Below are 19,608 nucleotides of genomic sequence, written 5' to 3'. Positions count from 1 at the left end.
GGCCGACCTGCCGGAAGCCAACAGCGAGGCCATCTACGCCCGCATGAGGACCGAGCGTGAGCGCGAGGCGCGCGAGTTTCGGGCCCAGGGTGCCGAGATCTCGCAGCGCATTCGCTCGCGGGCCGACCGCGAGAAGACGGTACTGATCGCCGAGGCCCAGAAGCGGGCTCAGATCACCCGCGGCCAGGGCGATGGCAAGGCCGTCAGGATCTTTGCCCAGGCCTTCGGCAAGGACCCCGAATTCTTCAATTTCTACCGCACCATGGAGGCCTATCGCGAATCCCTGAGCGGTGACGACACGACGCTGGTGCTGTCGCCCGATTCGGAGTTCTTCAGTTTCATTCGTTCGGTTACCGGCAAGCCCGGCCCGGCACCCGAGGGTCAATGAGCGCACGGCAGCGATGAGCGCCGGCTAGGAGATGGAGGAGCTGCTCCTGGCGCTGGCCCTGGTGCTGGTCATCGAAGGCGCGCTTTACGCTCTGTTTCCCGACGGCATGAAGCGCATGATGGTGTTGGTTCTGGATCAGCCCTCGAGCTGGCTGCGCAATGCCGGCCTGGTGATCGCCACCTTGGGTGTCGGGCTGGCCTGGCTGGTGCGGGGCTGAAAGGGCCCTGAAGGGGCACAAAAAAAACTCGCTTCGGCCACAATGTTTTCACAATTGTCTCTACATATGTCTTGTCAAACGGACAACCGGTGCAAAGGAATAGAGACGTGAGAGAACAAGCTGTAGAAATCGGCCGCTGGCAAGCCTTGGCCGGCACCGCCGTGCTGGCGTTCGGTCTGCTGGCCGGAGCCGGCGCCGAAGCCCGGGCGACGCCCGAGAGCTTCGCCGATCTGGTGGAGAAACTGATGCCCGCGGTGGTCAACATCTCGACCACCCAGACCCTGCGCACGGCGCAACGCGAGGTGCCCTTGCCGCAGTTCCCGCCGGGCTCGCCCTTCGAAGAATTCTTCAAGGACTTCTTCGAGCGCCAGCGACCGGGCGGCAACAGCGAACGCCCCAGCCGCCGCGCCACTTCATTGGGCTCGGGCTTCATCATCGCCGCCGAGGGCATCGTCGTAACCAACAACCACGTCATCAAGGAGGCCGACGAGATCACCGTCATCCTCAGCGACGACAGCCGCTTCAAGGCCAAGGTGCTGGGCGTCGACAAGGAAACCGATGTCGCCGTGCTCAAGATCGAGGCCGGCCGGCCGTTGCCCTACGTCAATTTCGGCGATTCCGACCTATCAAGGGTCGGCGATTGGGTGGTGGCCATCGGCAATCCCTTCGGGCTCGGCGGCACGGTGACGGCGGGCATCATCTCGGCCCGGGCGCGGGCGCTCAATTCGGGCCGATACGACGACTTCATCCAGACCGACGCCTCGATCAACCGGGGCAATTCGGGGGGGCCGCTGTTCAACATCAAGGGCCAGGTCATCGGCATCAACACCGCCATCTTCTCGACCTCGGGCGGCAGCATCGGCATCGGCTTTGCCGTGCCTTCCAATCTGGCCGGGCCGGTGATCAAGCAACTGCGCAACTTCGGCCGCACCATGCGTGGCTGGCTGGGCGTCAAGATCCAGCCGGTCACCGACGAGATCGCCGAGAGCCTGAGCCTGGCCGAAGCCAGCGGCGCCCTGGTCGCCGAGGTCAATCCCGAGGGCCCGGCCAACAAGGCCGGTCTCAAGGCGGGCGACGTGATTCTCGAGTTCGACGGCAAGAAGGTGTCGCGCATGCGCGCACTACCCCGCCTGGTGGCTGAAACCGAGATCGGCAAGTCCGTGTTGGTGCAGGTCTGGCGGGCCGGCGCCAAGGTCGATCTCAGGGTCAAGATCGGCGAGCTCAACGAAACCCGGATTGCCGCCCAACAGCAGCCCACGACGGAGCCCTCGAGCGCCGCCGTGGATGCGCTGGGCATGAAACTGGCGGCCATCACCGCTGAGTTGCGCCAGCGCTTCGAACTTGGAGAAGCGGCGCAGGGCGTGGTCATCACCGAGGTCGAAGCCGATTCGTCGGCGGCCGAAAAAGGCATCCGGGCGGGCGACGTCATCGTCGAGGTGGCGCAAGAAGAGGTGGGCAGCCCGGGTCAGGTTCTCGACAAGGTCCGCGAGGTCAGGAAAAGCAGCCGCAAGTCGGTGCTGCTGCTGGTGCGCCGGGCCGAAAACCTGCGCTTCGTGGCGCTCCGGCTAAAGGATAGCTAGGGCTCGTCCAGGGTGGCTTTTGCAACGGCGGGCTGGGCCCGCCGTTTTTCCTCTCGATAGCGAAACCGAAAGATTGCCTGGCGGTTCTGAACCTTCTGCAAATGCGGTAAGGTCTACTTGTTCGCGCAACCTTCCCCGGACTAAGCTCTCCGGATGGCTCCAGGATGCAAACCCGGGATGGTCGGGTTCTGAATTCGGGGCCGGACCCGCGAGCCGGTCCCGGTCATGTTTGCCGATGAATTCCGCCGCCGAGGGGGGCGTTGTCGTGTGAATACGCGTTGTTGGCGATTGCAAGGCCATTGAAGTCGATGGCCAGCGGATAGTTTGATGGGAGGATTCCTCCAGGAATTCGTACAGGTCGTGGTGTCCGGCGCCGCGCTGGGCTGCATCTATGGTCTCATCGCGCTGGGCTTCGTGCTGATCTACAAAGCCACCGAAATGGTCAATTTTGCCCAGGGTGACTTGCTCATGCTGGGCGCGTTCGTGGCCTATATGTTGATCGCGGAAATGGGGATGCCCTATTGGCTGGGCCTCTTCCTGGCCGTGGTTTTGCTGGCCGCCTTCGGCTACCTGCTGGATGCCCTGGTCCTGCGCTGGGTTATCGGTCAGCCGCAGTTCGCCGTGGTCATGCTGACGATCGGACTGGGTTTCGTGCTGCGAACCGCCGCCGGAACCATCTGGGGATATGATCCGCTGTCCTTCGAAACGCCCTTCACCAACAAGATGCTGGGTGGCGAGTTTCTCGCCATCGGGCAGGAAAACGTCGCCATTATCGTCGGCACACTCCTGCTTTGCCTCGTGCTTTACCTGTTTTTCAAGTACACGCGAATTGGCGTCGCCATGCAGGCCGCCTCACAGAATCAATTGGCGGCCTACTATATGGGCATCCCGGTGCGGCGGGTATTCTCCCTGATCTGGGCCATCAGCGCCGGCGTTGCGGTGGTGGCGGGCGTTTTGGTATCGCCGCTCACCCTGATCGATCCGAACATGGGCTTCATCGGCATCAAAGCCTTCGCCGCCGCTGTTCTGGGCGGTTTCGGGAGCATTCCGGGAGCCCTCGTCGGCGGCCTGATTATCGGTGTGGTGGAACAAGCCGCCGGCCTTTGGCTGCCCGCCGGCTTCATGGAGGTGTCTGCTTTCCTGGTCCTGTTGATCGTCCTGGTCCTGCGTCCCCAAGGCCTGTTCGCGCAGTTCGTGCGCAAGAAGGTCTGAGTTCATGCGTTTCGTTTTCAAGACCAGATACCAACAAGACATCAACATTTGGCGTCACGGCGGCGATCTCTTCTGGTATGGCGCCTTGCTTGCCGCGCTGGTCGTTCTGCCGGCGCTGCTCAGCGATTTTTTCATCAACGAAATCGCCGCCCTGTTCATCTGGGCGGTGGCCGGTATCGGCTTGATGATCCTGGTGGGATTCACCGGATTGATCAGCCTGGGACACGCCGCCTTCCTCGGCATCGGCGCCTATTGCCATGCCTATCTGCTGTCGAAGGGCGTGCCCTTTCTGGTTGCCATGCCCACCGCCGCCATCGTCACCGCCGCGGCCGGCGTCGCCGTCGGTGTTCCGACGCTGCGCATGACCGGCATCTACCTTGCCATCGCCACCTTGGCTTTCGCGATCATCGTCGAGCACGTCTTCGCCAACTGGGATTCGGTGACCGGGGGATATAACGGCCTGGCCGTGGAACCGCCCGACCTCTTTGGCTACCAACTGACCGCCAGTTGGGAGTTCTACTATCTCTGCCTGCTGGTGTTGATCCTGGTGATCTGGCTGGCCGCCAATCTGATTCGGTCGCCGACGGGACGGGCTTTGGTGGCGATCCGGGATAGCGAGATTTCGGCCCAAAGCATTGGCGTCAATCTGGCCAAGTACAAAACCATAGCCTTCGCCGTCAGCGCCGGGATCACCGGCCTGGGCGGTGCCCTCTTTGCCCATTACGTGCAATACCTGTCGCCGGACGCCTTCAACATCCTGTTGTCGATCCAGCTCGTGCTGATGGTCGTGGTGGGCGGCGTAGGATCGCTTCACGGTGCCGTTTTTGGGGCGGTGTTCGTCGGGCTGCTGCCGCAGGCCATAGCTATCATGCGTGACTACCTGCCGCAGCAGATCGCCACGGCCGCCGGTCTGGAGCCGGGCATCTTCGGCCTGGTATTGGTCTACGTGATCCTGCTGGAGCCCCTGGGGATCTACGGCCGCTGGATGAAGATCCGCTTTTTTTTCGACCTCTTCCCCCTATACAAGAAGGCCACCTTCAAGAGACAAAAGACCTATTTGAAATCGGAGCGCCTGCGATGAGCTTGCTCGCGGCGGACGGTATCTCGATTCGCTTCGGCGGCATTCGCGCGGTCAACAACGTGTCGTTCGACGTTGCCCGGGGCGAGGTCTTCACCATCATCGGACCCAACGGCGCGGGCAAGACGACGATCTTCAATTTGATCAGCCGCATCTACGATATGACCGAAGGAAGCTTGACTTTCGATGGCAGCGATATTTCCGACGCGGCACCGCACGTAATCGCGGGATTGGGCATCGCCCGCACCTTCCAGAATATCGAGCTCTTTGAACACGCAAGCGTTCTGCAGAACCTGTTGATCGGCCGGCACCCCCACCGGACCTCGAACCTAATCGGCGAGATGCTGTTCCTGCCTTCGGTGCGCCGTAGCGAACTGGCCCACCGCGGACGGGTGGAGGAGGTCATCGATTTTCTCGATTTGGCCCGCTATCGCAATTCGCTGATCGCCAATCTGCCCTTCGGTGTGCGCAAGGTCGTGGAAGTGGCCCGGGCACTGTGCACCGAACCGAAGCTGCTGTTGCTCGATGAACCCTCCTCCGGCCTCAACGTGGAGGAAACGGAGGATATGGCGTTTTGGATCGAGGATATCGTCAAGGATCTGGGCATCACCGTTTTGATGGTGGAACACGACATGAAGCTGGTCGGCCAGGTCTCGGATCGGGTGCTGGTCCTCAACTACGGCGAAGTCCTGGCCAGAGGCACGCCCGCTGAAGTGCAACAGGATCCCGAGGTGATCAAGGCCTATATCGGGGACTGATGATGGACGACGCGATCCTGACCCTGAACAATATCGAGACCTACTACGGTCCGATCATGGCCATCCGCGGGGTCAGCCTGCGGGTCGAGACGGGCAGGATCGTGGCCGTACTTGGCGCCAACGGTGCCGGCAAGACGACCATCTTGAAAACGATTTCCGGCGTCATGGATCCGCGGAAGGGTTCCGTCCTGTTCGACGGCCAGGAGATCCAGAACCGCAACCCGGACTGGGTCGTGCGCCAGGGACTGTGCCACGTTCCGGAAGGACGGGAGGTATTCCCCTTCCTCTCGGTCCGGGAAAACCTGATGATGGGAGCTTATGCCCGTCGCGATCGCCGGGAGATCGAGCGCGATCAGGAAATGGTCCTGGACTATTTCCCGGCCCTGAAAGAGCGTGCGCACCAGGCGGCCGGCCAGCTTTCCGGTGGCGAACAACAGATGCTGGCGATCAGTCGCGCGCTGATGGGGCGCCCCAAGCTGCTGCTGCTGGATGAGCCTTCGCTGGGCCTGTCGCCGCTGCTGGTGCGGCAGATTTTCGATATCATTGCGCGTATCAACCAAGAGCAGGGCGTCACCATGCTGTTGGTCGAGCAGAACGCCAAAATGGCCCTGAACATGGCTGATTTCGGCTACGTCCTCGAAGTCGGCCGGATCGTCATGGAGGGTGATTGCCAGACCCTGTTGGACAGCGAGGACATTCAGGAGTTTTATCTGGGTGTGAAAGAAACAGGGGTTCGCGGAAAACGCCGCTGGAAGAAAAAAAAGCAGTGGCGCTAGGGAAATCATGGGAAATGGGCTCGTCATGAAAGGCAACATCACCACCAGACAGCTGACGACCGATGCCGGCACGGAATTGACCATCGCCGAGGATGATGCCGCCACCGGCACGGTACCGGGGATGATTTGGCGGCGCGTCAAGAGCATTCCCGACCGGGTGATCATCCGCGAGAAGGACTTCGGCATCTGGCAGGAAATCACCTGGGGCCAGTTGGGTGACAATATGCGCCGGGTGGCCATGGCGTTTCGCGCCCTGGGCCTCGAGAAGGGGCAGGTTATCTGCGTGCTTTCCAACAACAAACCGGAATGGATATATGCCGACCTGGGCTGCCTATGTGCCGGTGGGGTCAGTGCCGGAGTCTATCCGACGGATGCACCGAGCCAGATCGAATACCTGGTCAATGATTCAAAGACAAGAATCATATTCGTCGAAAACGAAGAGCAACTCGACAAGGTTCTTTCCGTCCGGGAGAACTGCCACACACTCGAGAAAATCGTAATCTTTGACATGGAGGGATTGCGGGATTTTTCGGATCCCATGGCCATCGACTTCACTACCTTCCTCGAGCTGGGAGAGGATTTCGACAAGAAAAATCCAGGTGAATTCGAACGATGCCTGGATCTGGCCCAGCCCGATGATCTGGCCATTCTGGTCTATACTTCCGGCACCACCGGCCCACCCAAAGGGGCGATGATTTCCCACCGGAATATCATTTTCCAGTGCGTCAACAGCACGCTGTCATTTGGCTGGAAGGAACAAGGCGAAGAGCGCTTGGCGTTTTTGCCCATGTGCCATGTGGCGGAGCGCGTACATGGCTGCTACCTGGCGCTCTATGCCGGAGTGGTTTCGAACTATATCGAAAACCCCGATACGGTGCCGGAAAACGTCCAGGAGGTGCAGCCAACGATCATGGGCGCCGTGCCCCGGGTATGGGAGAAGTTCTACTCCTCGATAATGATTGCGCTCTCCGACGCTACGCCGCTGCAGCGCTGGGCCTACCGGAAAGCCATCGCCATCGGTGAACGGGCGGCGACCTGCGCAGCCGAGGGGAAGCCGGTACCATTTTGGCTGGGCCTCAGGAATCTGATGGCGCAGCGCTTCGTGCTGAACAATATCCGAAAGATCATCGGCCTGGGGAACTGCCATTGGGCCTGGACCGGCGCAGCGCCCATCTCACCGGACCTGATCCGTTGGTATCAGGCGCTCGGCATCAGCCTTTACGAGGTCTACGGGCAGACCGAAAACACCGGACTGGCAACCGCCAATCTGCCGGGCCTGGTCAAGCTGGGAACCGTGGGCCGGCGGGTACCCTTCGGCGAGGTCCGCATTTCCGATGCGGGCGAGATCCTGCTGCGCGGCGACCACGTCTTCATGGGCTATCTCAACCAGCCCGAAAAGACAGCTGAAACCGTTGTCGACGGTTGGCTGCACACCGGTGATGTCGGCCTGATCGACAACCAAGGGTTCGTCAAGATCACCGACCGCATGAAAGACATCATCATCACCGCGGGCGGCAAGAACATCACCCCCACCGAGATCGAGAACGAGCTTAAGTTCTCACCCTATATCTCCGATGCGGTCGTTATCGGTGACCGGAGGAAATATCTTACCTGCCTGATCATGATCGACCACGAGAATGTCGAGAAATACGCGCAGGATCATAACGTGCCGTTCACGAATTTTACCAGTTTGACGCGTACGCCAGAGGTCATGGCGTTGATAGATTCGGAAGTAGAGAAGGCCAACAAGAAATTTGCCCGCGTCGAGACGGTCAAGAAGTTTCGTCTGCTGGAACATCAGCTCGACCCGGAAGATGACGAGCTGACACCGACGATGAAACTGAAGCGAAAATTCGTCAGCGAAAAATATGCCGACCTGATCGAAGATATGTATCAAGCGGCCTGAAGTGCCTTGGGGTAACGTTGACCTTGTTCAGGGTCTAAACCAGAATAGCCAAACCACGAAGGGAGAGAAAAAATGGAGCCACGAAAAAGTTTAGGCCTGCTGGCCTTATCAGTCACCATGCTAGCCGGGGCAACGGCGGTGCAAGGGGCGGGCGTCACGGACAAAGAGATAGTCATCGGGGTGCACTCGGATCTGTCGGGGCCGGCTTCGGTCTGGGGAGTGCCGTCCCGAAACGCCATGCAAATGCGTTTTGATGAAGTGAACGCGGCAGGCGGCATTCATGGACGCAAGCTCAGGCTGGTCGTCGAGGACAGCCAGTACCAGGTGCCGCGGGCGGTTCAAGCAGCCAACAAGCTGATCAACAGGGACAAGGTTTTCGCCATTCTCGGCGGCATGGGCACGCCCATGAACAACGCCATTCTGCCACGGATGATCAAGGCGAATATTCCCAACCTATTCCCGTTCTCGGCGGCACGGCAGATGACCGAGCCCCACCATGCGCTAAAGTTCGCCCATATTTCGACCTACTACGACCACATCCGTGCCGGCATGGCACATCTCGCGAAAACCGCCGGCGTCAAGACATTCTGCGTCATCTATCAGGACTCGGATTTCGGCAAGGAGATCCTCTTCGGGGCCCAGGATCAGGCCAAGAAGATGGGCCTTGAACTGGCTGCCCGGTCGGCCCACAAGCCGACCGCATCGGACTTCGTCGCCGCCGTTGCCAAGTTCAAGAAGGCCAAATGCGAAGCCATCGCCATGGGCACCATCATCAAGGACACCATCCTGCCCTTTGCCACGGCGCGCAAGATGGGTTTCGACGCCATATTCTTCTCCAGCGGCGCCGGCGTGGCATCGTTCGTTGCTGGTGCCAAGGGCGGCATCACCGAAGGGCTTTATGGCCTGGGTTCGGTGCCACCGGTCTATCCCGACGACAGCCGCGCGATAGTCCGGAAGTGGCTGGAAGACTACAAGGCCAAATACGGCAAGTATCCCGGAAGCCCTGCGCAATTGGGCTACATTGGCGCCGACCTGACGGTAATGGGGCTGGACCGGGCAGGCCGCAACCTCACCGTCGAGGGTCTGGTCAAGGCCCTGGAGAGCATCAAAGGATACAAAGATATCTTTGGTGGGCCGGTGCAGAATTTCAGCGCCGACAACCACCGCGGCACCACTGCTTCGATTCTCTATCAGGTCAAGAAAGGCCGCTGGGTGAAGCAGACCGGCCCGCTGGCTTACTGACCCCGAGGCCCATCGAACATTCACGCGTTCACCCGGAGGCTCTGCCTCCGGGTTTTTTCTGGACAGGGAGCCTGACCCGGATTTCTCCTAGGCGCGGGAGCCGAGCGGTGCGTACAATACCGCCAGAACACCGGGGGTCCCTGTAACGGACCGGACCCGGGAGAAACGCATGGGAGGACAAATATGACGGACAGCACCAAGTATCTGCTCGGCGAGGAGCAGATTCCCAAGGCCTGGTACAACGTCGTGGCCGACTTGCCCGAGCCGCCGGCACCGGTCTTGCACCCAGGCACCGGCCAGCCCGTGGGGCCCGACGATCTGGCGCCGCTCTTTCCCATGGCCCTGATCGGCCAGGAAGTCAGCGCCGACCGCGAGATCGGCATTCCCGACCCGGTGCGCGACGTCTACCGCCTGTGGCGGCCGACACCGCTCTACCGTGCCCGGCGGCTGGAGCAGGCCCTCGATACCCCGGCCAAGATCTTCTACAAGTACGAAGGCGTCAGCCCGACCGGCAGCCACAAACCCAACACCGCTGTGCCCCAGGCCTTCTACAACAAGGAAGAAGGCATCACCAAGATCGCCACCGAGACCGGAGCCGGCCAGTGGGGCTCGTCGCTGGCCTTCGCCGGCGGCGTCTTCGGCATCGACATCCGGGTCTTCATGGTCAAGGTCAGCTACCAGCAGAAGCCCTATCGCCGGGCCATGATGGAAACCTTCGGCGCCTCGTGCGTGGCCAGCCCGAGCACCGAGACCGAGGCCGGCAAGGCCGTGCTGGCCGACAATCCCGACAGTAACGGCAGCCTGGGCATCGCCATATCCGAAGCCGTCGAGATCGCCGCCACCAACGACGACACCAAGTACGCGCTGGGCAGCGTGCTCAATCACGTGCTGACGCACCAGACCGTGGTCGGTCAGGAAGCCATCCTGCAGATGGAGATGGCCGACGCCTACCCCGACGTGCTGGTGGGCTGCACCGGCGGCGGCAGCAACTTCGCCGGCCTGGTCTTCCCCTTCATCGGCAACAAGCTGCGCGGTGGCCCCGACGTCGAGGTGGTGGCCGTCGAGCCGGCCGCCTGCCCCAGCCTGACCCGCGGCCAGTTCGCCTACGATTTCGGCGACACCAAGATGATGACGCCGCTGGTCAAGATGCACACCCTGGGCGCCAGCTTCGTGCCGCCGGGGTTCCATGCCGGTGGGCTGCGCTACCACGGCATGGGCCCGCTGGTCAGCCACCTCTATGATCTCGACCTGATCCGCGCGGTGGCCTATCACCAAACCGAGTGCTTTACCGCCGGCGTGCAGTTCGCCCGCAGCGAAGGCATCACGCCGGCCCCCGAAGCCAACCATGCCGTCAAGGGCGCCATCGACGAAGCGCTCAAGTGCAAGGAGGAAGGCACCAGCCGCAACATCCTCTTTAATCTCTGCGGCCACGGTCACTTCGACATGGCGGCCTATTCCGAGTACCACGCCGGCAACCTGAAGGACGAGGACTACTCGCAGAACGAACTGGCCATGGCGCTGGCGGGCCTGCCCAAGGTCGCCGCCGAGTAGCAAAAGCGTTTGCCATTTCGGCCGGTGCCCTCGGGCACCGGCCGTTTTTTTCCGCCTGACCTCAATCAAGATAAGGCGCCAAGTCGTCGCGGCGGTAGCCCTGCAGGTAAAGCGCCGCCGTCAGGTCGCCGTTGTCGATGCGCGTGTGGGCGGCGGCGGCGACCAGGGGCTGGGCGTGGTAGGCGACGCCCTGGCCGGCCGCCTGGATCATGGGAATGTCGTTGGCGCCGTCGCCAAGGGCCAGGCAATCGCTGCTCTCGATGCCCAGCTCCCGGCACAGCCGCTCCAGCGTCAGTCGCTTGGCTACCGCCCCGGCCACCGGGTCCAGCACCCGGCCGGTGATCTGGCCGTCCTTGATCTCGAGCTCGTTGGCCTGGTGCACATCGAAGCCGACGCGCCGCGCCACGGCCCGGGTGAAATAGTTGAAGCCGCCCGAGACCAGCGCCGTGTAGGCCCCGCTGGCGCGCATCACCTGGACCAGGGTCTGGGCCCCCGGCGTCAGGCTGATGCGCTGTTCCCAAGCCTCGTGCAGCAGCTCGAAACCGAGACCGGCCAACATCTTGGCGCGTTCACGCAGCGCCGCCTCGAAATCCAGCTCGCCCCGCATGGCCAGGTCGGTGATACGCGCCACCTCGGCCCGCTTGCCGGCGAATTCGGCGATCTCGACGATGCATTCCTGGGCGATGATGGTCGAATCCATGTCCGCCACCAGCAACTTCTTCTGCCGCCCCGCCAGCGCTTGCGAGGCGATGTCGATGGGCAGATCGATGAGGTACTGCCGCACCGCCGCCTCGCCCTCGTCCGCTTCGATGCCTTCGTAAGCGATGTCGCAGGCCACCCCCGGGCACAGCCAGTCCGGCGCCAGGGCCTCGGCCCCGGCTTCGTCGAGCGCGGCCCGGGCCAGGTCCACCTGCAAGGTCTGCAAAGGTGCGTCCCATCGACCGGCGATGAGCGTGAGCACGTTTTCCATTATGCTGTGGTATGGCCGGTGAGAAGGGGCCGGCGAGCGACCCGCTGCGCGGCCCCTCGATTCAAGTGGCGGCAATGGACAAAGGCGTCATCCTTATAACGGGAGCTACCGCCAGCGGCAAATCCGGCTTGGCGCTTGAACTGGCCGAAGCCTTGGCCGAAACCGGTGGCGCCACCGTGATCAATGCCGACAGCATGCAGGTCTATGAAGAGCTGCGCGTGCTCACGGCGCGGCCCGGCGCGGCCGAGCTGGCACGGGCGCCGCACCGGCTATACGGCGTCGTTCCGGCGGCCGAACGCTGCTCGGCCGGACGCTGGCAAGGCCTGGCCCGGACCGAGATCAGGGCCGCCCAAGCGGCCGGCCGCGTCGCCATCGTGGTTGGCGGCAGCGGGCTTTACCTGCGCGCACTGCTCGATGGCCTGGCCCCGGTGCCAAAGATCCCAGCCGCCATCCGAGCCGCCGCCCAGGCCCGCCACCGCGAACTCGGCGGCGCCGGCTTGAGGGCCGAGTTGCTGGCCCGCGACGGCGCCGCGGCCGGCCTGCAAGCCGGCGACAGCGCCCGCCTGATCCGAGCCTGGGAGGTGCTGCAGGCCACCGGCCGGCCGCTCTCCGCCTGGCAGGCCGAACAGCGCCAGGCGCCGGAGCGCGGGCTCGGCGATCCCCTGCTGCGCTGCATCCTCGAACTGCCCCGGCCCGAGCTTTACCGACGCTGCGACGTTCGCTTTCTCGACATGATCGAGGCCGGCGCTCTGGCCGAGGTGGCGGCCCTGGAGGAGCTGGCGCTGGATCCCGGCCTGCCGGCCATGAAGGCGCTGGGGGTGGGGCCGCTGGCCCGCCACCGGGCCGGCCAGCTCAGCCTCGACGAGGCCGTGGCCCTGGCGCAGCGCGACACCCGGCGCTACGCCAAACGCCAACTCACCTGGCTGCGCCACCAAGCGGCCGATTGGCCCACAGTTACTGCGCAAGATTCGAAAAGATTTTTTGCCAAAAACTTTCCAATTATTCGTCAGTTCTAGTTGACCGCCCCTGCCCAAAGGTCTAATTTGTCGCCGTTTTCCGACCTCCGAGCTGCATTGGCCTTTGCCTCGGGTGGCCGGCGCCACAGGGACTGGACAGCGGCGCCAGACACCGACACCCGGGCGACCAGCCGTGGCGATTTGATGGGGAGCGGAGCAAGAGGCCGGCCCAAGGAAGGATCAGGGGAAGGATTGGTTCGATGAGCGGCACGCGTATGACGGGATCCGAAATCATTTTGAAGGCCTTGGTCGATCAAGGCGTCGAGGTGATATTCGGCTATCCGGGCGGGGTCGTATTGCCCATCTACGATGCCCTGCATCAGAACAATGCGCTGCGTCACGTACTGGTGCGCCATGAACAGGGCGCGGTGCATGCCGCCGAAGGCTATGCCCGTTCCACCGGCCGCGTCGGCGTGGTGCTGGTGACCTCGGGTCCCGGTGCCACCAACACGGTCACCGGCCTCACGGATGCGCTGATGGATTCAACGCCGATCGTCTGCCTGACCGGCCAGGTGGCGACCCACATGATCGGCAACGACGCCTTCCAGGAAGCCGACACCGTCGGCATCACGCGGCCCTGCACCAAGCACAACTATCTGGTCAAGGACATGGCCAAGCTGGCCCACACGCTGCACGAGGCTTTCTACGTTGCCGCCTCGGGCCGGCCGGGACCGGTGGTCGTCGACCTGCCCAAGGATATTCTGCTTGGCGAGGGCGATTACGTGGGGCCGATCAACGTCCGCCACAAGACCTATACGCCGCAGGTCAAGGGCGACCTCGAGGCCATCAAGAGGGCCGTGGGACTGATCGCCGGGGCCAAGCGGCCGATCTTCTATACCGGCGGCGGCGTCATCAATTCGGGCCCGGCAGCGTCGCAGTTGCTGGCCGAGTTCGTGCGCGCCTCCGGCTATCCCATCACCACCACGCTGATGGGGCTGGGCGGCTATCCCTCCTCCGACCGGCAGCATCTCGGCATGCTCGGCATGCATGGCACCTATGAAGCCAACATGGCGATGGCCAAGAGCGACGTCATGATCAACATTGGCGCCCGCTTCGACGACCGTGTGACCGGCCGGCTCGATGCCTTCAGCCAGGGCTCGAAGAAGATCCACGTCGACATCGACCCCTCGTCGATCAACAAGAACGTGCCGGTCGACATCCCGATCATTGGCGATGTCGGCCACGTGCTCGAGGACATGCTGAAGATCTGGCGGGCCAGCGTGGCCCAGCCCGACAAGACGGCGCTGGCCGCCTGGTGGAAGCAGATCGAGGAGTGGCGGGCGGTGCACTGCCTGGCCTACGAGCAGGACGACGGCCCGATCAAACCGCAATACGTCATCGACCGCTTCCGCGAGATCACCAAGCAGCGTGACCTTTATGTCACCACCGACGTAGGCCAGCACCAGATGTGGGCCGGCCAGTACCTGGCCATGGAAAAGCCCAACCGCTGGATGACCTCGGGCGGGCTGGGCACCATGGGCTACGGTCTGCCGGCCGCCATCGGCGTTCAAGTGGCCCATCCCGAAGCCCTGGTGGTCGCCATCACGGGCGAATCCTCGCTGATGATGAACATCCAGGAACTGTCGACGGCGGTGCAGCACCGGGCCGGGGTCAAGGTACTGCTGCTGAGGAACGGCTACATGGGCATGGTGCGCCAGTGGCAGGAGTTGCACCACGGTGGCCGCTACGCCGAGAGCCACATCGATTCGCTGCCCGATTTCGTCAAGCTGGCCGAGGCCTTCGGGGCCGCCGGCCTGCGCACCGACAAGGTCGCCGAGGTGGATACCACCATCGAGACCATGATCGACACCGCCGGCCCGGTGATCGCCGAGATCACCATCGATCCGACGGCGAACTGCTTTCCCATGATCCCCTCGGGGGCGGCCCATTACGAAATGATCATGGGCCCCAACGGCGAGATTCCGCAAAGCAGCGACCAGGGCCTGACGGCGATATGATATGAGGGCCATCCGCCGTCGGCCGGACATTAGGGCGGCGGCGCCAGACAAACGCTATGGTGCCAGGGCGAGGACGGGAACGTGAACGTGGCTTCCGACGAACGCAGAAATACCGACGAACGCAGACATACCATCGCCGTCCTGGTCGACAACGAGGCCGGCGTGCTGGCCCGTGTCATCGGCCTCTTTTCCGGCCGCGGCTACAACATCGAAAGCCTGACCGTGGCCGAGGTCGACGATGCCGCGCACCTCTCGCGCATCACCATCGTCACCGTCGGCACGCCGATGGTGATCGAGCAGGTCAAGGCCCAGCTGGGCCGCCTGGTGCCGGTGCATTCGGTCAGCGATTTGACCTCCGATGGGCCGCATGTGGCGCGTGAGCTGGCGCTTTTGAAGGTGCGCGCGAGCGGCGACAAGCGGGTCGAATCGCTGCGCATCGCCGACATCTTCCGGGCTCGGGCCGTCGACAGCACGGCCGAGTCCTTCGTCTTCGAGATGACCGGTTCGACCGACAAGATCAATGCCTTCATCAACCTGATGCGGCCTCTCGGCCTGATAGACGTCTCGCGCACCGGCGTGGTGGCGATCTCTCGCGGCCCGGAGGCCATGTAAGACCACCCTTCCCAGCGCCCGCCACGGGGCGGGCGGCAGAGCAAAAAAAGGAACAATTCATGCGCGTTTATTATGACCGCGACGCCGACCTCAACCTAATCAAGGCAAAGAAGGTCGTGATCGTCGGCTACGGCAGCCAGGGCCACGCCCACGCCACAAACCTGCGCGATTCCGGAGCCAAGAACGTGGTGGTGGCGCTCAGGCCCTCATCGGCCAGCGTCGCCAAGGCCAAGGACGCCGGCTTCGAGGTCATGAACCCGGCCGAGGCCGCCAAATGGGGCGAGGTGGTGATGATACTGGCGCCCGACGAGATCCAGGCCCAGCTCTATGAAGACGATCTGCGCGACAACCTGAACGAGGGCGCCGCCATCGCCTTCGCCCACGGCCTCAACATCCACTTCAAGCTGATCGAGCCCCGGCCCGACCTCGACGTCTTCATGATTGCCCCCAAAGGCCCCGGCCACACCGTGCGTTCGGAATACGAGCGCGGCGGCGGCGTACCTTGCCTGCTGGCCATCGAACAGGACCCCTCGGGCAACACCCACGACATCGGCCTCAGCTATGGCGCCGGCATCGGCGGCGGCCGCGCCGGCATCATCGAGACCACCTTCCGCGAGGAGACCGAGACCGATCTCTTCGGCGAACAGGTGGTGCTGTGCGGCGGCCTGACCAGCCTCATCATGGCCGGCTACGACACCCTTGTGGAGGCCGGCTATGCCCCCGAGATGGCCTATTTCGAGTGCCTCCACGAGGTCAAGCTGATAGTCGACCTGATCTACGAGGGCGGCATCGCCAACATGCGCTACTCGATCTCCAACACCGCCGAATACGGCGACTACACGCGCGGCGACCGTATCGTCTCCGACGACGTCAAGGCCGAGATGAAGCGCGTGCTCGACGACATCCAATCAGGCCGCTTTGCCCGCGAATGGATGCTCGAGAACCGGGTCGGCCAGACCAGCTTCAAGACCATGCGCCGGCGCGCTTCCGAGCACGGCATCGAGGAAGTCGGCGCCAAGCTGCGCGCCATGATGCCCTGGATCGCCGAAAACCGCCTGGTCGACAAGTCGAAGAACTAGGTTTTTTTGGAAATGGCTGGCACTGCCGAGGTTTTGAACTTCTGGTTCGGAGCCCCGGGCAGCGCCGGCTATGGCGAGAAGCGCGAGATCTGGTTCAAGAAGGACGCCGATTTCGACGCCGAAATCCGCCACCGCTTCCTGCCCCTGGTGGAGACCGCCCGCCGGGGCGAACTGGAGCACTGGCTGCACAGCGCCAGCACCGCGCTGGCGCTGTGCATCGTGCTCGACCAGTTCCCGCGCAATCTCTTTCGCGGTGCTGCCGAGGCTTTCGCCAGCGATGCCCTGGCCCGCGACATGGCCGGGCGCGCCCTCGAACGGGGCTTCGACGGCGAGCTTCCGAAGGTTCAGCGCATATTCCTCTACCTGCCCTTCGAGCACAGCGAGGATCTCTCCCACCAGGTGCGTTCACTAAATCTTTTTAGCGCCTTGGTAGAAAACGACGAGACCGGCGCCCGCACCATGAAGGCGGCCCGGCGTCACCACGAGATCATCGCCCGCTTCGGCCGCTTTCCCCATCGCAACGCCGCCCTCGGGCGCCCCACCACGGCGGCCGAGGCCGAGTTCCTAAAGGAGCCCGATTCGTCGTTCTGAGCGCCCCCAACAAAGCTGTTGCGAGCCAGGGACAAAAGAGCGTAATACTAGCTATTACAGTGCTTTGCGACGCGGTTAAGAATGGTGGATCAGGTAGTATTCCTGGCCTGCTTTCACATAATCTTAACTTTGATTGCAGAGTCTGGTTGATTAGCAGAAGAAATCATTCCGACTGTTTTGGTGCAAAAGGCCATGAAGACGAACGCCAAGCGTTGCCCAGCCGGCCGGCCGCGGATTGCGGCAGGCCTCGGCTTGGCTATGCCCCGGCGTTCAACGCCTTCGCCGCTGCGGCAGGTTCTTCGACTTAGCTGCCCCTGAGCCCGGCAGCCACGGTGCCTGTGTGGTGCGCTGACGTTCAGGGGGAAAGACAGCGACGAACAATTTGCATCACATCCATACGAAGGACCTAAAGGAATGACTTCCACCGACGCCGACCGAATATTCATATTCGACACCACCATGCGCGACGGCGAACAATCGCCCGGCGCCTCCATGACGTTGGAAGAAAAATTGCGCCTGGCCGAAATCCTCGAGGCCATGGGCGTCGACATCATCGAGGCCGGCTTTCCCATCGCCTCCAACGGCGATTTCGAATGCGTCAACGAAGTTGCCAAGATGGTCAAGGAAGCGATCGTTTGCGGCCTGGCGCGGTCGGGCCTCAAGGACGTCGACCGGGCCGCCGAGGCCCTGGCGCCGGCGGCAAGGAAGCGCATCCACACCTTCGTCGCCACCAGCCCGCTGCACATGAAGTACAAGCTGCAGATGGAGCCCGAGGAAGTCCACCAGGGCATCATCGACAGCGTGACGCGCGCCCGCAACCACTGCGACGACGTCGAGTGGAGCAGCGAGGACGGCACCCGCACCGAGCACGACTTCCTCTGCCGCTGCATCGAAAGCGCCATCAAGGCCGGGGCCGGCACCATCAACATTCCCGACACCGTGGGCTACGCGTTGCCTGACGAATACGAGGCACTGATCCGCATGGTTCGCGAACGCGTGCCCAATTCCGACAAGGCGCGCTTCTCGGTGCACTGCCACAACGACCTGGGATTGGCCGTGGCCAACTCCCTGGCCGGCATCAAGGGCGGTGCGCAGCAGGTCGAATGCACCATAAACGGACTCGGCGAGAGGGCCGGCAACGCCGCCATGGAAGAGATCGTCATGGCGCTGCGGACGCGGCACGACCTGACCCAGAAGACCACCGCCATCAAGACCGAAGACATCATGTTGGCCTCGCGCACGGTCTCGGCCATCACCGGTTTCGCGGTGCAGAACAACAAGGCCATCGTCGGCGCCAACGCCTTCGCCCACGAAGCCGGCATCCACCAAGACGGCATGCTCAAGCACGCCGGCACCTACGAGATCATGACCCCGGAATCGGTCGGCCTCAAACAATCGACCCTGGTCATGGGCAAGCATTCCGGCCGCCACGCCTTCCGCGAGAAGCTCAACGAACTGGGCTTCACCGTCGGCGACAACCAGTTGCAGGACGCCTTCCGCCGTTTCAAGGATCTGGCCGACAAGAAGAAGGACGTCTACGACGAGGACATCATTGCCCTGGTCGACGACGAGGCCCGGGTCAACGATTTCGTCAATTTCGTCTCGTTGCAGGTAATTTGCGGCTCCATCGGGCCCCAGACCGCGGAGCTCGAGATCGAGGTCGATGGGAGCACGCGGCAGACCAAGGCCACCGGCGACGGACCGGTCGACGCCACCTTCAACGCCATCAAGGAACTGGTGCCTCACAGCGCCACGTTGCAGCTCTATCAGGTCAACGCGGTGACCGAGGGTACCGACGCCCAGGCCGGCGTCACCGTGCGGCTGGCCGACGAGGACCGCACCGCCAACGGCCAGGGCGCCGACACCGACACCCTGGTGGCCTCGGCGCGGGCCTACATCAACGCCCTCAACAAGCTGATGACGAACAAGGGAAGCAGCGCGCCGGCGGCGCTTTCGGCCTAGGCCGGCCACGGCACGGGATCGGTGGGGGGCGGCAACGGCCTCCCCCCCAAACACAGACGGTTAGGGACACGGCAGCAGGGGATCAGACACAGGAATGTTTTCCAATCTTCTCGGCATCATGTCTTCCGACATGGCAATCGACCTCGGTACGGCCAACACGCTGGTGTACGTCAAAGGCCGGGGCATCGTCCTCAACGAGCCCTCGGTGGTGGCCATCGTCGACCACCGGGGCAAGAAGCAGGTTCTGGCCGTCGGCGACGAAGCCAAGATGATGCTAGGCCGCACACCGGGCAACATCGAGGCCATCCGGCCCTTGCGCGACGGCGTCATCGCCGACTTCGAGACCGCCGAGGAGATGATCAAGCACTTCATCCGCAAGGTGCACAACCGGCGCTCGTTCGCCAGCCCGCAGGTCATCATCTGCGTGCCCTCGGGCTCGACGGCGGTGGAGCGGCGCGCCATCCAGGAATCGGCCGAAAGCGCCGGCGCCCGCCGCGTCTTCCTGATCGAGGAGCCGATGGCGGCGGCCATCGGCGCCGGCCTGCCGGTGACGGAACCGACGGGCTCGATGGTGGTCGACGTGGGCGGCGGCACCACAGAGGTGGCGGTGCTGTCGCTGGGTGGCATCGTCTATTCGCGCTCGGTGCGGGTGGGCGGCGACAAGATGGACGAGGGCATCATCAGCTACATCCGGCGCAACCACAATCTGCTG

The 19,608-nt window shown here is 63.1% G+C and carries 18 protein-coding genes; 17 read left to right on the top strand and 1 reads right to left on the bottom strand.

The window, feature by feature from the left end; translation table 11 throughout:
* From QGG75_02315 to QGG75_02270, 10 genes are all read left to right on the top strand, one after another.
* The coding region (locus QGG75_02315; GenBank protein ID MDP6066081.1) for a protease modulator HflC at nucleotides 1–388 on the top strand (388 nt) is incomplete at its 5' end.
* A gap of 31 nt (nucleotides 389–419) precedes the next feature.
* On the top strand, nucleotides 420–605 hold the full coding sequence (locus tag QGG75_02310; GenBank protein ID MDP6066080.1) for a DUF2065 domain-containing protein: 186 nt from the start codon (nucleotides 420–422) through the stop codon (nucleotides 603–605).
* Between the two features lie 107 nt (nucleotides 606–712).
* A complete protein-coding gene (locus QGG75_02305; GenBank protein ID MDP6066079.1) occupies nucleotides 713–2,185 on the top strand; it encodes a DegQ family serine endoprotease in 1,473 nt (490 codons plus the stop codon).
* 327 nt (nucleotides 2,186–2,512) lie between these two features.
* On the top strand, nucleotides 2,513–3,397 hold the full coding sequence (locus QGG75_02300) for a branched-chain amino acid ABC transporter permease (GenBank protein MDP6066078.1): 885 nt from the start codon (nucleotides 2,513–2,515) through the stop codon (nucleotides 3,395–3,397).
* A 4-nt stretch (nucleotides 3,398–3,401) separates the two neighbouring features.
* Nucleotides 3,402–4,478 (top strand): branched-chain amino acid ABC transporter permease, encoded by a 1,077-nt coding sequence (locus QGG75_02295; GenBank protein ID MDP6066077.1) that lies wholly within the window; start codon nucleotides 3,402–3,404, stop codon nucleotides 4,476–4,478.
* Nucleotides 4,475–5,233, top strand: coding sequence for an ABC transporter ATP-binding protein (locus QGG75_02290; GenBank protein MDP6066076.1), 759 nt, complete (start codon nucleotides 4,475–4,477; stop codon nucleotides 5,231–5,233). Before QGG75_02295 ends, QGG75_02290 begins: the two co-directional genes overlap by 4 nt.
* A gap of 2 nt (nucleotides 5,234–5,235) precedes the next feature.
* Nucleotides 5,236–6,009, top strand: coding sequence for an ABC transporter ATP-binding protein (locus QGG75_02285; GenBank protein MDP6066075.1), 774 nt, complete (start codon nucleotides 5,236–5,238; stop codon nucleotides 6,007–6,009).
* Nucleotides 6,010–6,034: 25 nt separating this feature from the next.
* Nucleotides 6,035–7,915 (top strand): long-chain fatty acid--CoA ligase, encoded by a 1,881-nt coding sequence (locus QGG75_02280; GenBank protein MDP6066074.1) that lies wholly within the window; start codon nucleotides 6,035–6,037, stop codon nucleotides 7,913–7,915.
* A gap of 72 nt (nucleotides 7,916–7,987) precedes the next feature.
* Nucleotides 7,988–9,157: an ABC transporter substrate-binding protein gene (locus tag QGG75_02275; protein ID MDP6066073.1), complete on the top strand. Its 1,170-nt coding sequence runs from the start codon at nucleotides 7,988–7,990 to the stop codon at nucleotides 9,155–9,157.
* Between the two features lie 183 nt (nucleotides 9,158–9,340).
* Entirely contained in the window at nucleotides 9,341–10,708 is a 1,368-nt protein-coding gene (locus QGG75_02270; protein MDP6066072.1) for a TrpB-like pyridoxal phosphate-dependent enzyme, read from the top strand.
* A 61-nt stretch (nucleotides 10,709–10,769) separates the two neighbouring features.
* Here the strand turns inward: QGG75_02270 and serB are convergent, their stop codons facing one another.
* Complete coding sequence (gene serB, locus QGG75_02265; GenBank protein ID MDP6066071.1) at nucleotides 10,770–11,678, bottom strand: phosphoserine phosphatase SerB; 909 nt, start codon at nucleotides 11,676–11,678, stop codon at nucleotides 10,770–10,772.
* Nucleotides 11,679–11,689: 11 nt separating this feature from the next.
* Here serB and miaA point away from each other — a divergent pair, with 11 nt between their 5' ends.
* The 7 genes from miaA to QGG75_02230 all read left to right on the top strand — a co-directional run.
* Nucleotides 11,690–12,694, top strand: a complete 1,005-nt coding sequence (gene miaA / locus QGG75_02260) for a tRNA (adenosine(37)-N6)-dimethylallyltransferase MiaA (GenBank protein ID MDP6066070.1) — start codon at nucleotides 11,690–11,692, stop codon at nucleotides 12,692–12,694.
* Between the two features lie 200 nt (nucleotides 12,695–12,894).
* Nucleotides 12,895–14,652, top strand: a complete 1,758-nt coding sequence (locus QGG75_02255; GenBank protein MDP6066069.1) for an acetolactate synthase 3 large subunit — start codon at nucleotides 12,895–12,897, stop codon at nucleotides 14,650–14,652.
* An 81-nt stretch (nucleotides 14,653–14,733) separates the two neighbouring features.
* Entirely contained in the window at nucleotides 14,734–15,264 is a 531-nt protein-coding gene (gene ilvN / locus QGG75_02250) for an acetolactate synthase small subunit (protein ID MDP6066068.1), read from the top strand.
* Between the two features lie 59 nt (nucleotides 15,265–15,323).
* Nucleotides 15,324–16,343, top strand: coding sequence for a ketol-acid reductoisomerase (gene ilvC, locus QGG75_02245; GenBank protein ID MDP6066067.1), 1,020 nt, complete (start codon nucleotides 15,324–15,326; stop codon nucleotides 16,341–16,343).
* A 12-nt stretch (nucleotides 16,344–16,355) separates the two neighbouring features.
* The gene (locus QGG75_02240) at nucleotides 16,356–16,934 is read left to right on the top strand and encodes a DUF924 family protein (GenBank protein MDP6066066.1); all 579 of its coding nucleotides are present in this window, start codon (nucleotides 16,356–16,358) and stop codon (nucleotides 16,932–16,934) included.
* 414 nt (nucleotides 16,935–17,348) lie between these two features.
* Complete coding sequence (locus QGG75_02235) at nucleotides 17,349–18,896, top strand: 2-isopropylmalate synthase (GenBank protein ID MDP6066065.1); 1,548 nt, start codon at nucleotides 17,349–17,351, stop codon at nucleotides 18,894–18,896.
* Nucleotides 18,897–18,990: 94 nt separating this feature from the next.
* A partial coding sequence (locus QGG75_02230; GenBank protein MDP6066064.1) for a rod shape-determining protein occupies nucleotides 18,991–19,608 on the top strand: 618 nt, incomplete at its 3' end.

It is taken from the genome of Alphaproteobacteria bacterium (genome assembly GCA_030740435.1).
Taxonomy (GTDB): domain Bacteria; phylum Pseudomonadota; class Alphaproteobacteria; order UBA2966; family UBA2966.
The sequence above is the reverse complement of the archived record's forward strand: the minus strand, read 5'-3'. Positions and strand labels throughout refer to the sequence as shown.

What these genes read in the sequence shown, in the direction of transcription:
- QGG75_02310 (MDP6066080.1), top strand. Translation starts at nt 420, where the DNA reads ATGGAGGAGCTGCTCCTGGCGCTGGCCCTGGTGCTGGTCATCGAAGGC.
- serB (MDP6066071.1), bottom strand. Translation starts at nt 11,678, where the DNA reads ATGGAAAACGTGCTCACGCTCATCGCCGGTCGATGGGACGCACCTTTG.
- QGG75_02285 (MDP6066075.1), top strand. Translation starts at nt 5,236, where the DNA reads ATGGACGACGCGATCCTGACCCTGAACAATATCGAGACCTACTACGGT.
- QGG75_02255 (MDP6066069.1), top strand. Translation starts at nt 12,895, where the DNA reads ATGAGCGGCACGCGTATGACGGGATCCGAAATCATTTTGAAGGCCTTG.
- QGG75_02300 (MDP6066078.1), top strand. Translation starts at nt 2,513, where the DNA reads ATGGGAGGATTCCTCCAGGAATTCGTACAGGTCGTGGTGTCCGGCGCC.
- QGG75_02240 (MDP6066066.1), top strand. Translation starts at nt 16,356, where the DNA reads ATGGCTGGCACTGCCGAGGTTTTGAACTTCTGGTTCGGAGCCCCGGGC.
- miaA (MDP6066070.1), top strand. Translation starts at nt 11,690, where the DNA reads ATGGCCGGTGAGAAGGGGCCGGCGAGCGACCCGCTGCGCGGCCCCTCG.
- QGG75_02295 (MDP6066077.1), top strand. Translation starts at nt 3,402, where the DNA reads ATGCGTTTCGTTTTCAAGACCAGATACCAACAAGACATCAACATTTGG.
- QGG75_02270 (MDP6066072.1), top strand. Translation starts at nt 9,341, where the DNA reads ATGACGGACAGCACCAAGTATCTGCTCGGCGAGGAGCAGATTCCCAAG.
- QGG75_02235 (MDP6066065.1), top strand. Translation starts at nt 17,349, where the DNA reads ATGACTTCCACCGACGCCGACCGAATATTCATATTCGACACCACCATG.
- QGG75_02280 (MDP6066074.1), top strand. Translation starts at nt 6,035, where the DNA reads ATGAAAGGCAACATCACCACCAGACAGCTGACGACCGATGCCGGCACG.
- ilvC (MDP6066067.1), top strand. Translation starts at nt 15,324, where the DNA reads ATGCGCGTTTATTATGACCGCGACGCCGACCTCAACCTAATCAAGGCA.
- QGG75_02275 (MDP6066073.1), top strand. Translation starts at nt 7,988, where the DNA reads ATGGAGCCACGAAAAAGTTTAGGCCTGCTGGCCTTATCAGTCACCATG.
- QGG75_02290 (MDP6066076.1), top strand. Translation starts at nt 4,475, where the DNA reads ATGAGCTTGCTCGCGGCGGACGGTATCTCGATTCGCTTCGGCGGCATT.